This is a genomic window from Collimonas silvisoli, assembly GCF_018305005.1.
In the GTDB taxonomy this organism is placed as follows: domain Bacteria; phylum Pseudomonadota; class Gammaproteobacteria; order Burkholderiales; family Burkholderiaceae_D; genus Collimonas; species Collimonas silvisoli.
On the sequence record NZ_JAGQEG010000035.1, the window covers coordinates 40,703 to 54,472 of the forward strand.

At 54.9% G+C, this 13,770-nt stretch carries 4 protein-coding genes and 1 pseudogene; 4 read left to right on the plus strand and 1 reads right to left on the minus strand.

From position 1 onward, the window contains the following. Nucleotides 1-21 precede the first annotated feature (21 nt). From ylqF to KHU33_RS26860, 4 genes and pseudogenes are all read left to right on the plus strand, one after another. Nucleotides 22-948, plus strand: coding sequence for a ribosome biogenesis GTPase YlqF (ylqF, locus tag KHU33_RS11730; protein ID WP_211463030.1), 927 nt, complete (start codon nt 22-24; stop codon nt 946-948). 1,124 nt (nt 949-2,072) lie between these two features. Beyond that, on the plus strand, nt 2,073-2,336 hold the full coding sequence (locus tag KHU33_RS11735; protein ID WP_211463031.1) for a hypothetical protein: 264 nt from the start codon (nt 2,073-2,075) through the stop codon (nt 2,334-2,336). A 139-nt stretch (nt 2,337-2,475) separates the two neighbouring features. Continuing rightward, a pseudogene (locus KHU33_RS26960) lies at nt 2,476-2,607 on the plus strand (ESPR domain-containing protein); the annotation flags it as partial. Between the two features lie 84 nt (nt 2,608-2,691). Further along, entirely contained in the window at nt 2,692-13,533 is a 10,842-nt protein-coding gene (locus KHU33_RS26860) for a YadA-like family protein (RefSeq protein ID WP_456236950.1), read from the plus strand. A gap of 140 nt (nt 13,534-13,673) precedes the next feature. Here the strand turns inward: KHU33_RS26860 and KHU33_RS11745 are convergent. Then, on the minus strand, nt 13,674-13,770 hold a 97-nt coding region (locus tag KHU33_RS11745; protein WP_211462952.1), incomplete at its 5' end, for an integrase core domain-containing protein.

Here is a 13,770-nt window from a genome sequence, read left to right on the forward strand (position 1 = left end):
TTTAGTCAGACAAGACAACGCATGTCCATACAATGGTTCCCCGGTCATATGAACGCCGCCCGCAAGAAGGCGGCGGAAGCTATGGAGAAGGTCGATCTCGTGATCGAGGTGCTCGACGGCCGTTTGCCGCAAGCCAGTTGCAATCCCATGATCGAACAGCTGCGCCTGTTTCGTCAGCGTCCCTGCCTGAAAATCCTGAACAAAAGCGATCTGGCCGATCCGGCCGTGACCCAGGCCTGGATTGCCTACTACAACAGCCAGAAAAACGTACACGCGGTGGCACTCAGCTGCAAGAAGCCTTCAGATGTCGCCAAGATACCGGGTTTGTGCCTGACGCTGGCGCCGCACCGCGGCACGCCGTTAAAGCCGTTGCGCATGATGATCATGGGAATTCCTAACGTCGGTAAATCGACGCTGATGAACGCCTTGCTGAAGCGCCGTGTGGCGGCCGTAGGCGACGAGCCGGCCGTGACCAAGGTGCAGCAGCGTCTGTACCTGGGCAACAATATGGTGCTGATCGACACCCCTGGCATGTTGTGGCCCAAGATTGCCCATCCGAGCGACGGCCTGATGCTGGCTGCCAGCCACGCCATAGGCACCAACGCATTGATCGAAGAAGAGGTCGCCACATTTCTGGCCGATGAGCTGCTGATTCGCTACGCACCTTTGCTGGCTGCGCGTTATGGCATCAAGACGGATGGCATTGACGGCGTCAGCGTGATCGAAGGCGTGGCGGTGCGGCGGGGTTTTCGTCTCAAGGGCGGCGATCTTGATCTGGAGAAAGCTGCGCACACCCTGTTGCAAGATTATCGCACCGGCGCGCTTGGCCGCATCAGCCTGGAAACGCCGCAAACGCGCGCCGCACTGCTGGCGCGCCACCAGGAAGAAATGGCGCAGCGCCAAGCTGAAGCAGAGGCGGAAAGCGACGGTCAGGACGATATCAGATAGCCCATTTCAGCTCCGCAAGAAACCCGCAATGACCATGTTGTTGCGGGTTTTTTATCACCTGGAGTTGATTGGCGCGTCGCCATGGAAACAGTAGTTTGATTGTTTAATTGGTAATCAACTTTACATTTCCATTTGCATCGTTACGTCTAGCCATGAAATAAGCCGAACTGTTTTTCAAGCAAGCTCACGTCACTGCGAATCCTCACTTTTAGCGGCCCCCTGGGACTTCCGTGCTTCAACGGAGCTCTGTCCCATTCCTAGGCAGAATTGCAATTACAGCTATACAAAATATCACTTTCCATGTGGCATCCGCCATGCGCTGTAGTGATTGTCCAATTTTCGCCTGGAAACTCCTTTGGTTGTTACATGATTAATGCAAAGAAACATATTTATCATTTCCATGTGGAAATAAATTGATCGGATTGCTCTCCTTGGAAGATTTCGATTTTAAGAATGCAAATTACTGTTAATTATTTATATTCCCACATGGAAATTTGTTGTTTTTGATATTTACAATTCGTATAACTTGATAAAGCCAATATATATAAGGGGTTAAGCCATGTTTTTGCAGAAAATTCTTAAGAAAATCAGCGGTAAAGCTGGATTGGTTTGAAAAAAAATGATCGTCATATACAAATTTATTCGTTGTTTATTGGCGACTTTGGGGAACTTATTTTGATGACATAAATATTAATTGAAATTAACATTTGGCTCGTTTCTATAATTTACGAATTTTTACATCTATTGATGCGTGAGTTGAGGTAGTGAGCGAATCGTTAAGCTTCTAGATGCGAGTCCACGCGGTGTATAAATTGCAATATTTTGATTTCGGCCAAACGCCTTGATGGGTTTAACGAAATGCTGGCGTGGATTTAGTAGTGTTTATGCGGCGGGATGGTAGCGAAGAAGAACTTAAAGCGTCAACGAGTGTTGCATAAATCTAAAAATTGTTAACTATAAAGAGGCAAGAGCGGGGTCATATTCCGCCTGCCTTGCGAAATATCAGGCTCCAAATTTTTCAATCGATCTGAGGCAAGTATCCAAGTCACTTGAACTTCCCGTCTTTGATGCGATGAAGCTGAATTCTTTTTGATCATAGAACATCAAATTTTCAGGGTGAGAAGATGAATGAATTGCATCAAACGGTCCCGGTTAAAGCACCGATCGATGGGGCTGAACAACTCTTGCGCAGCAAGTTCGGCTCAGCACCTGACAAGCGATTCTGGCAGGCCATAGGGCGCCAGATCGATCACTCCGGTCTGCCTCGCGGCGAGTTTGCCGGCGCGACCTTTGTGTCCGGCCATGCCAAAGCGCGCGCCGGGCGAAAAGTAGCATTGATCGGCGGGGCAAACCTCGGGCGGGAATCGGTTCCCAGTACGGTCCTTTAGAGGCTACGGCCAAATAATGCTTTGCCGACATCCGCTTGGCTGTCCTTAGTTATTCCCCAATTTTTTCCATGTGATCTTGCTTGCGCAATCGGTCTGATTCCAAGTCGCAAGCCTCATTACATTTTGAATAGAGTCATTCATGAATAAGATTTACCGCACCGTCTACAGTGAAGTACTTGGCGCCTGGGTCGCTGTCTCCGAAAATACGGCGGCGCGCGGTAAGCGTAGTAGCTCAAAAGTGGCCGCCGCAATAGTGGCTGCCGGAGCCATTGCGCCGTTGTTCTTGTTTGCGCCGAATTATGTGTTTGCACAAACGACGCCAGAAGCGGCGTGTACTTCAGGCAGTGGCGGCACCATGTACCTTGCCGATGCTACTTGCGTTAACTACGTTAACAACACCAGAATTTACCTTAACAGTTTGTCGACATCCACATCGACGACAGTAGGCAGTTTGTCGACGAGCCTGAGCACCACCAATAGCAACGTAACATCACTGTCGATCTCTACTTCGACCGGTATCAGCACGTCACGAGTGGCGGAATCCTCTTTGTCCACCGGGTTGAGTACGACTAACAGCAATGTAACGTCACTGTCGACTTCAACTTCCACCGGCATCACATCGCTGTCGACCGGCCTGAGCACGACAAACAGCAACGTGACATCGTTGTCTACCGGTTTGAGCACAACGAACAGTAACGTGACTTCGTTGTCGACGGGCTTGAGCACAACCAACAGTAACGTGAGTTCGTTGTCCTCTGGCCTGAGCTCCGCCAACAGCAGCGTTTCGTCGCTCTCGACCTCTACTTCGACTGGCATCAGCACATCGCGGGTGGCGGAAGCCTCCTTGTCGACTGGCCTAAGCACCACCAACAGCAATGTGACTTCGCTGTCCACTGGACTGAGCTCCGCCAACAGCAGCGTGTCTTCGCTGTCGACCGGTCTGAGCACCACCAACAGCAATGTGGCATCGTTGTCGACCTCGGCTTCAACCGGCATCACATCGCTGTCGACCGGCCTGAGCACGACCAACAGCAACGTGACATCTCTCTCAACAGGTCTGAGCACAACCAACAGCAGTGTGGCATCGTTGTCGACCTCGGTGTCGACTGGCATCACTTCGTTGTCGACCGGCCTGAGCACCACCAATAGCAACGTGACATCGTTGTCGGCTTCGGCTTCAACCGGCATCACATCGCTGTCGACCGGTCTGAGCACCACCAACAGCAACGTAACATCTCTCTCAACAGGTCTGAGCACAACCAACAGCAACGTGACTTCGCTCTCGACTTCTGCTTCGACTGGTCTTAGTGCGACGAATAGCAACGTGACTTCGTTGTCCACCGGATTGAGCACCACCAACAGTAACGTGTCGTCGTTGTCGACCTCGGCATCGACGGGCATCACCTCGCTGTCAACCGGTCTGAACACGACCAACAGCAATGTGACATCGTTGTCGACCTCGGCATCGACGGGCATCACCTCGCTGTCAACCGGTCTGAGCACGACCAACAGCAATGTGACATCGTTGTCGACCTCGGCATCGACTGGCATCACTTCGCTGTCGACCGGTTTGAGCACCACCAATAGCAATGTGACCTCGCTGTCGGCTTCGACTTCGACGGGCATCAGCACATCAAGAGTGGCGGAAACTTCCTTGTCCACCGGTTTGAGCACAACCAACAGCAACGTGGCATCGTTGTCGACATCGGCATCGACGGGTATTACTTCGCTGTCGACTGGTTTGAGCACGACCAACAGCAACGTATCGTCGCTGTCGACTTCGGCATCGACCGGCCTGAGCACAGCCAATAGCAACGTGACCTCGTTGTCGACCTCGGCATCGACTGGCATCGCCTCGCTATCGACCGGTCTGAGCACCACCAACAGCAATGTGGCATCGTTGTCGACCTCGACGTCGACTGGCATCACTTCGCTGTCGACCGGCTTGAGCACGACCAATAGTAACGTGAGCTCGCTGTCGACCTCGGCATCGACTGGCATCACATCGCTGTCGACCGGCCTGAGCACGACAAACAGCAACGTGAACTCGCTGTCGACCTCGGCATCGACTGGCATCACATCGCTGTCGACCGGCTTGAGCACAACCAACAGCAACGTAACATCTCTCTCAGCAGGTCTGAGCACTACCAACAGCAACGTGACATCGTTATCGACCTCGGCATCAACTGGCATCACATCACTGTCGACCGGCCTGAGCACGACAAACAGCAACGTGACCTCGTTGTCCACCGGTTTGAGCACAACCAACAGCAACGTGACTTCGCTGTCCACCGGCCTGAGCTCCGTCAACAGCAGCGTGTCTTCGCTATCGACCTCAACCTCGACGGGTCTGAGCACGACCAACAGCAACGTGGCATCGTTGTCGACTTCGACTTCCACCGGCATCACTTCACTGTCAACCGGTCTGAGCACGACCAACAGCAATGTGACATCGTTGTCGACCTCGGCATCGACCGGTATTACTTCGCTGTCGACCGGCCTGAGCAGCACCAATAGCAACATGACCTCGTTGTCGACTTCAACTTCGGCAGGCATCAGCACATCAAGAGTGGCGGAAACCTCCTTGTCGACAGGTCTGAGCACAACCAACAGTAATGTATCGTCGCTGTCGACTTCAACCTCGACAGGCTTGAGCACGGCTAGCAGCAACGTGACTTCGCTGTCCACCGGACTGAGCTCCGCCAACAGCAGCGTGACTTCGCTCTCGACTTCTGCTTCGACTGGTCTTAGTGCGACGAATAGCAACGTGACTTCGTTGTCCACCGGATTGAGCACCACCAACAGTAACGTGTCGTCGTTGTCGACTTCAACCTCGACGGGTTTGAGTGCGGCCAACAGCAACGTGACCTCATTGTCGACATCGACTTCGACCGGTATCACTTCGCTGTCGACCGGCTTGAGTACCACCAACAGCAACGTAACATCTCTCTCAACAGGTCTGAGCACGACCAACAGCAACGTGTCGTCGTTGTCAACCTCGGCGTCGACTGGCATCACATCGCTGTCGACTGGCTTGAGCACTACCAACAGCAATGTGACATTGTTGTCGACCTCGGCTTCTACCGGCATTACTTCGCTGTCGACCGGCCTGAGCACAACCAATAGCAACGTGAGCTCGCTGTCGACCGGCTTGAGCACGACCAACAGCAGCGTGACCTCGTTGTCGACCTCGGCTTCCACCGGCATTACTTCGCTGTCGACCGGTCTGAGCACCGCCAACAGCAACGTGACATCGTTGTCGACCTCGGCATCGACGGGCATCACCTCGCTGTCGACTGGCCTGAGCACGACCAACAGCAACGTAACATCTCTCTCAACAGGTCTGAGCACGACCAATAGCAACGTGACCTCGTTGTCGGCTTCGGCATCGACCGGCATCACTTCGCTGTCGACCGGCTTGAGCACGACCAACAGCAGCGTGACCTCGTTGTCGACCTCGGCTTCCACCGGCATTACTTCGCTGTCGACCGGTCTGAGCACAGCCAACAGCAACGTGACTTCGCTGTCGACCTCGGCATCGACTGGCATCACCTCGCTGTCGACCGGCTTGAGTACCACCAACAGCAACCTAACATCTCTCTCAACAGGTCTGAGCACCACCAACAGCAACGTGTCGTCGTTGTCGACCTCGGCATCGACGGGCATCACTTCGTTGTCGACTGGTCTGAGCACGACCAACAGCAACGTGACCTCGTTGTCGACCTCGGCTTCCACCGGCATTACTTCGCTGTCGACCGGTCTGAGCACAGCCAACAGCAACGTGACTTCGCTGTCGACCTCGGCATCGACTGGCATCACCTCGCTGTCGACCGGCTTGAGTACCACCAACAGCAACGTAACATCTCTCTCAACAGGTCTGAGCACCACCAACAGCAACGTGTCGTCGTTGTCGACCTCGGCATCGACTGGCATCACTTCGCTGTCGACTGGCCTGAGCACGACCAACAGCAACGTGACTTCGCTCTCGACTTCTGCTTCGACTGGTCTTAGTGCGACGAATAGCAACGTGACTTCGTTGTCCACCGGATTGAGCACCACCAATAGCAATGTGACCTCGCTGTCGGCTTCGACTTCGACGGGCATCAGCACATCAAGAGTGGCGGAAACCTCCTTGTCCACCGGTCTGAGCACAACCAATAGCAACGTGGCATCGTTGTCGACCTCGGCATCGACTGGCATCAGTACCAACGCTAGCAATATTGGTTCATTGTCTACCGGCCTGAGCACGACCAATAGCAACGTGACCTCGTTGTCGGCTTCAGCATCGACTGGCATCACCTCGCTGTCGACCGGATTGAGCACCACCAACAGTAACGTGACATCGTTGTCGACCTCGGCGTCGACCGGCATCACCTCGCTGTCGACCGGCCTGAGCACAGCCAACAGCAACGTGACCTCGTTGTCGACCTCGGCATCGACGAGCATCACCTCGCTGTCGACCGGCCTGAGCACGACCAACAGCAACGTGTCGTCGTTGTCGACCTCGGCGTCGACCGGCATCACTTCGGTGTCGACCGGCTTGAGCACCACCAACAGCAATGTGACATCGTTGTCGACATCTACCTCAACGGGTTTGAGCACGACCAACAGTAATGTGTCGTCGTTATCTACATCCACTTCTACGGGCTTGAGCACAGCAACGAGCGGTATCAGCTCGCTGTCTACCGGGTTGAGTTCGACCAACAGCAATGTGACATCGTTGTCAACGTCGGCCTCGACTGGCATCAGCACCAACGCCAGCAACATTGGCTCGTTGTCGACCGGCTTGAGCACGACCAATAGCAGCGTTTCATCGTTATCGACTTCAGCTTCGACCGGTCTGAGCACTGCCAATAGCAATGTCACGTCGCTGTCGACTTCAGCTTCAACTGGTATCAGTACCAACGCCAGCAACCTCGGCTCGTTGTCCACCGGTTTGAGCACGACCAACAGCAACGTGGCATCGCTGTCTACCGGTCTGAGTACAACCAACAGCAGCGTTTCGTCGTTATCGAGTTCGACGTCAACCGGCCTGAGCATTGCCAGCAGCAATGTGGCTTCATTGTCGTCCGGTCTGAGCACGACCAATAGCAGTGTGTCGTCGTTGTCGACTTCCACCTCGACCGGCATCAGCACCAACGCCAGCAATATTGGTTCATTGTCGACCGGCCTGAGCACGACCAACAGCAGCGTGACTTCGTTGTCGACTTCAACCTCGACTGGTTTGAGCACGACCAACAGCAACGTGGCATCGCTGTCGACCGGTCTGAGTACAACAAACAGTAGCGTTTCGTCGTTATCGAGTTCGACGTCAACCGGTCTGAGCACTGCCAGCAGCAATGTGACTTCATTGTCGTCCGGTCTGAGCACGACCAACAGCAGCGTGACTTCGTTGTCGACGTCGGCATCGACCGGCATCACCTCGCTATCGACCGGCCTGAGCACCACCAACAGCAGTGTGTCGTCGTTGTCGACTTCCACCTCGACCGGCATCAGCACCAACGCCAGCAATATTGGTTCATTGTCGACTGGCCTGAGCACCACCAACAGCAACGTGGTATCGCTGTCTACCGGCCTGAGTACGAGCAACAGCAGCGTGACTTCGTTATCGACGTCGGCATCGACCGGCATCACCTCGCTATCGACCGGCCTGAGCACCACCAACAGCAGTGTGTCGTCGTTGTCGACGTCAACTTCGACCGGCATCAGCACCAATGCCAGCAACATCGGCTCGTTGTCGACTGGCCTGAGCACGACCAATAGCAGCGTGACGTCGTTATCGACATCGGCTTCGACCGGTATTACATCGTTGTCCACCGGTTTGAGCACGACCAACAGCAACGTGGCATCGCTGTCGACCGGTCTGAGTACAACAAACAGTAGCGTTTCGTCGTTATCGAGTTCGACATCGACCGGTCTGAGCACTGCTAATAGCAATGTCACATCGCTGTCGACTTCAACTTCGACCGGCATCAGTACCAATGCCAGCAATATCGACTCGTTGTCGACCGGCTTGAGCACAACGAATAGCAACGTATCGTCGCTGTCGACCTCAGCTTCGACCGGCATCAGCACCAACGCCAGCAATATCGGCTCGTTGTCTACCGGCCTGAGTACGACCAACAGCAGCGTGACTTCGTTGTCGACGTCGGCATCGACTGGCATCACCTCGCTGTCAACCGGTCTGAGCACTGCCAGCAGCAATGTGACTTCATTGTCTACCGGCCTGAGCACGACCAACAGCAGCGTTTCGTCATTATCGGCTTCGACATCGACCGGTCTGAGCACTGCTAATAGCAATGTCACATCGCTGTCGACGTCGACCTCAACCGGCATCACTTCGCTGTCAACCGGTCTGAGCACTGCCAGCAGCAATGTGACTTCATTGTCGTCCGGCCTGAGCACGACCAACAGCAGCGTGTCATCATTGTCGACTTCAACTTCGACCGGCATTAGCACCAATGCCAGCAACATCAGCTCGTTGTCGACTGGCTTGAGCACAACGAATAGCAGTGTCGATTCGCTGTCGACATCGACCTCAACCGGCATCACGTCGTTGTCAACCGGTCTGAGCACGACCAATAGCAATGTGTCGTCGCTGTCGACATCGGCCTCGACCGGCATCACATCGTTGTCAAGCGGCCTGAGCACTGCCAGCAGCAATGTGACTTCATTGTCGTCCGGCCTGAGTACGACCAACAGCAGCGTTTCGTCATTATCGACTTCGACATCGACCGGTCTGAGTACGACGAACAGTAATGTATCGTCGCTGTCGACATCGACATCGACCGGCATCAGCACCAACGCCAGCAACATCAGCTCATTGTCGACTGGCTTGAGTACGACGAATAGCAGTGTCGATTCGCTGTCGACGTCGACCTCAACCGGCGTCACTTCGCTGTCAACCGGTCTGAGCACCACCAACAGCAGCGTGTCGTCGCTGTCGACCTCAGCTTCGACTGGCATCAGCACCAACGCCAGCAACATTGGTTCGTTGTCGACTGGTTTGAGCACGGCCAACAGCAGCGTTTCGTCATTGTCAACATCGACATCGACCGGCATCAGCACCAACGCCAGTAACATCGGCTTGTTGTCTACCGGCCTGAGTACGACCAACAGCAATGTATCGTCGCTGTCGACTTCCACTTCGACCGGTATCAGCACCAACGCCAGCAACATTGGTTCGTTGTCGACTGGTTTGAGCACGGCCAACAGCAGCGTTTCGTCATTATCGACTTCGACATCGACCGGTCTGAGTACAACGAACAGTAATGTATCGTCGCTGTCGACTTCGACTTCGACCGGTATCAGCACCAACACCAGTAACATCGGTTCGTTGTCGACTGGCTTGAGTACGACGAATAGCAGTGTCGATTCGCTGTCGACGTCGACCTCAACCGGCATCACATCGTTGTCAACCGGTCTTAGCACCACCAACAGTAATGTGTCGTCGCTGTCGACTTCGACATCGACCGGCATCAGTACCAACGCCAGCAACATCGGTTCGTTGTCGACTGGTTTGAGCACGACGAATAGCAGTGTCGATTCGCTGTCGACATCGACCTCAACCGGCGTTACTTCGCTGTCAACCGGTCTGAGCACAACCAACAGCAGCGTGTCGTCGCTGTCGACCTCAGCTTCGACTGGCATCAGTACCAACGCCAGCAACATCGGTTCGTTGTCTACTGGCCTGAGCACGACCAACAGCAGTGTGTCGTCGTTGTCGACTGGTCTGAGCACGACCAATAGCAATGTATCGTCGCTGTCGACCTCGACTTCGACTGGCATCAGTACCAACGCCAGCAATATCGGCTCGTTGTCTACCGGCCTGAGTACGACCAACAGCAGCGTGACTTCGTTGTCGACGTCGGCATCGACTGGCATCACCTCGCTGTCGAGCGGCCTGAGCACAACGAATAGCAATGTCGATTCGCTGTCGACATCGACCTCAACCGGCATCACTTCGCTGTCGACCGGTCTGAGCACGACCAATAGCAATGTATCGTCGCTGTCGACCTCAGCTTCGACTGGCATCAGTACCAACACCAGCAACATCGGCTCGTTGTCGACTGGTCTGAGTACGACCAATAGCAATGTATCGTCGCTGTCGACCTCGACTTCGACTGGCATCAGCACCAACGCCAGCAATATTAGCTCGTTGTCGACTGGCTTGAGCACAACGAATAGCAATGTCGATTCGCTGTCGACGTCGACCTCAACCGGCGTCACTTCGCTGTCAACCGGTCTGAGCACAACCAACAGCAGCGTGACTTCGTTGTCGACGTCGGCATCGACTGGCATCACCTCGCTGTCCACCGGTCTGAGCACTGCTAATAGCAATGTCACATCGCTGTCGACTTCCACTTCGACTGGCATCAGCACCAATGCCAGCAATATCGGCTCGTTGTCGACTGGTTTGAGCACGACCAACAGCAATGTATCGTCACTGTCGACCTCAGCTTCGACTGGCATCAGTACCAACGCTAGCAATCTTGGTTCATTGTCTACCGGCCTGAGCACTACCAACAGCAGTGTTTCGTCGCTGTCGACCTCGACTTCGACTGGCATCAGCACCAACGCCAGCAACATCAGCTCGTTGTCGACCGGCTTGAGCACAACGAATAGCAATGTCGATTCACTGTCGACGTCGACCTCAACCGGCGTCACTTCGCTGTCAACCGGTCTGAGCACAACCAACAGCAGCATGTCATCATTGTCGACTTCAACCTCGACTGGCCTGAGCACGACCAATAGCAATGTATCGTCGCTGTCGACATCCACCTCGACTGGCATCAGCACCAATGCCAGCAACATTGGTTCGTTGTCGACTGGTTTGAGCACGACCAACAGCAGCGTGTCATCGCTGTCGACCGGCTTGAGCACAACGAATAGCAATGTCAATTCGCTGTCGACGTCGACCTCAACCGGCATCACTTCGCTGTCGACTGGCCTGAGCACCACCAACAGCAGCGTGTCGTCGCTGTCGACCTCAGCTTCGACTGGCATCAGCACCAACGCCAGCAATATCGGCTCGTTGTCGACTGGTCTGAGTACGACCAACAGCAATGTATCGTCGCTGTCGACCTCGACTTCGACCGGCATAAGCACCAACGCCAGTAATATCGGCTCGTTGTCGACCGGCTTGAGCACGACCAACAGCAGTGTGTCATCGTTGTCGACCTCAGCTTCGACTGGCATCAGCACCAACGCCAGCAATATCGGCTCGTTGTCGACTGGTCTGAGCACAGCGAATAGCAATGTGGATTCCTTGTCGACATCGACATCGACTGGCATTACTTCGCTGTCTACTGGTCTGAGCACAACCAACAGCAATGTGTCGTCGCTGTCGACTTCAACCTCAACTGGCATCACGTCGTTGTCTACCGGTTTGAGCACAACCAACAGTAACGTGACTTCGTTGTCGACATCGGCATCGACGGGCATCACCTCGCTGTCAACCGGTCTGAGCACAACCAACAGCAGCGTGTCGTCGTTGTCGACATCGGCTTCGACCGGAATTACTTCGCTGTCGACCGGTTTGAGCACGACTAACAGCAACGTGACATCGTTATCGACATCGACTTCGACCGGAATCACTTCGTTGTCTACCGGCCTGAGCGCGACCAACAGCAACGTGTCGTCGCTGTCGACTTCAACTTCAACCGGCATCATCTCACTGTCAACCGGCCTGAGCACGACAACCAGCAACATCGGTTCCTTGTCGACCGGTCTGAGCTCTACCAATAGCAACGTTTCCTCGTTGTCGAGCAGCTTGCAGGGCTCCGGAGTTGCCAACTACTTGAAGGCGGATGGCAAGCTGGACGGTTCGGATAATGCGGTAGTCAGCAAGGGTTCGAATTCGGTATCCATCGGCGCGAATTCGATCAATGAAACAGTGGCTGGCACGGCACGTAACAATGTGGTGTCGGTGGGTTCGGCTAACCGCGAGCGGCAGATCATCAACGTCGCAGCCGGTACGCAGAATACCGATGCAGTCAACCTCAGCCAGCTGAATTCGCTGTCGACCGCCACTTCATCCAGTCTGTCGTCTGTCAACAGCAGCGTAAATTCTCTGTCGACTTCCACTTCAACAGGCATCGGTTCGTTATCGACCGGTCTGTCGAGCGCCAATAGCAGCGTGAGTTCTCTGTCGAGCGGGCTATCGAGCAATACTTCGAACGTCAGTTCCTTGTCGACTGGCTTGTCTACGACCAATGGCAACGTGAGTTCATTGTCGACCTCCACCTCGACCGGCATCGCTTCGTTGTCAACGGGCTTGTCGTCCCTATCGACCGGCTTGAGCCAGGTGACTTCGCTCTCAACCGGCCTGCGCGGCATCGCCAACGGTACGGCTTCGTTGTCGACGTCGCTGACGGCGCTGGTGGATGCATCCACTAACGCGGCGGCCAACGGCGCCACGCTCGGCGGCACTACGATCGGCGGCTCCAATGGCAATGGCACGGTGCAGACCCGCGGCACCACCGGCACCGCTGTTGTTAACGTGGTGGCGGCGACCTGCAGCAGCGTCAATGGGGTGGACGCTAGCGCCTCCGGTTTGTGCGCGCAAGCGACCAAGGATGGCGCAACGGCTTTGGGTTCGAACGCACAAGCGACCGATACCAACACCACGGCAGTCGGCTTCCGTGCCCTGGCATCACAAGCAGGCTCGGTGGCGATTGGCTACAACGCCAGGGCGACAGGCGATCCGACGGTAGCGATTGGTAACAACGCGCTGGCCTCGGGCAATGACGCGGTGGCGATGGGAGCCGGGGCGCAAGCTACGGCGAGCCGCTCGGTGGCGCTGGGAGCATATTCGGTGGCGGACCAGGCCAATACGGTGTCGGTGGGTTCTGCCGGCAGCGAACGCCGGATCACCAATGTGGCGCCTGGGGTCAACCTGACTGATGCGGTCAATGTCCAGCAATTGAACAATGTGCAGAACCAGATTGGCGACATCAAACGTATCGCTTACTCGGGTATCGCGATGAGCATGGCGTTGTCGGGAGCGGTGATGCCGCCTTTGGAAGCGGGCGAAAAAGGTGTAGGCGTAGGCATGGGTTCTTACCAGGGTTACGGCGCATTGGCTTTGCAATTCAAATCCATCAGCAAGACTGGCAATAGCGCCTGGGGCGCCGGGGTAAGCACTACAGGCAACAACACCGGCTTCAGCGTTGGTTACGGCTTCAAGTGGAAATAAATAGCTTTCCCAAAGCTTGAGAGCGCTGCTCTCAATTGAGCGGAAAACTCAAACGCAATGGCTTCGCAAGAATGCCGTTGCGTTTTTTTTAGAGCACGTGAAATAGGTCGGTGTCCAGTCCTAAAATAGGTTGACAGGTTTTATTGCAACACAAACGCTCGATGCACCGCATCGGGCGTTTTGTATTTCAGGGCCGTATGCGGCCGTTCCCGGTTGTAGATCCGAACGGATTGCGCC

Coding starts and splice junctions, on each gene's coding strand:
- KHU33_RS26860 (WP_456236950.1), top strand. CDS start 2,692: ATGTACCTTGCCGATGCTACTTGCGTTAACTACGTTAACAACACCAGA.
- KHU33_RS11735 (WP_211463031.1), top strand. CDS start 2,073: ATGAATGAATTGCATCAAACGGTCCCGGTTAAAGCACCGATCGATGGG.
- ylqF (WP_211463030.1), top strand. CDS start 22: ATGTCCATACAATGGTTCCCCGGTCATATGAACGCCGCCCGCAAGAAG.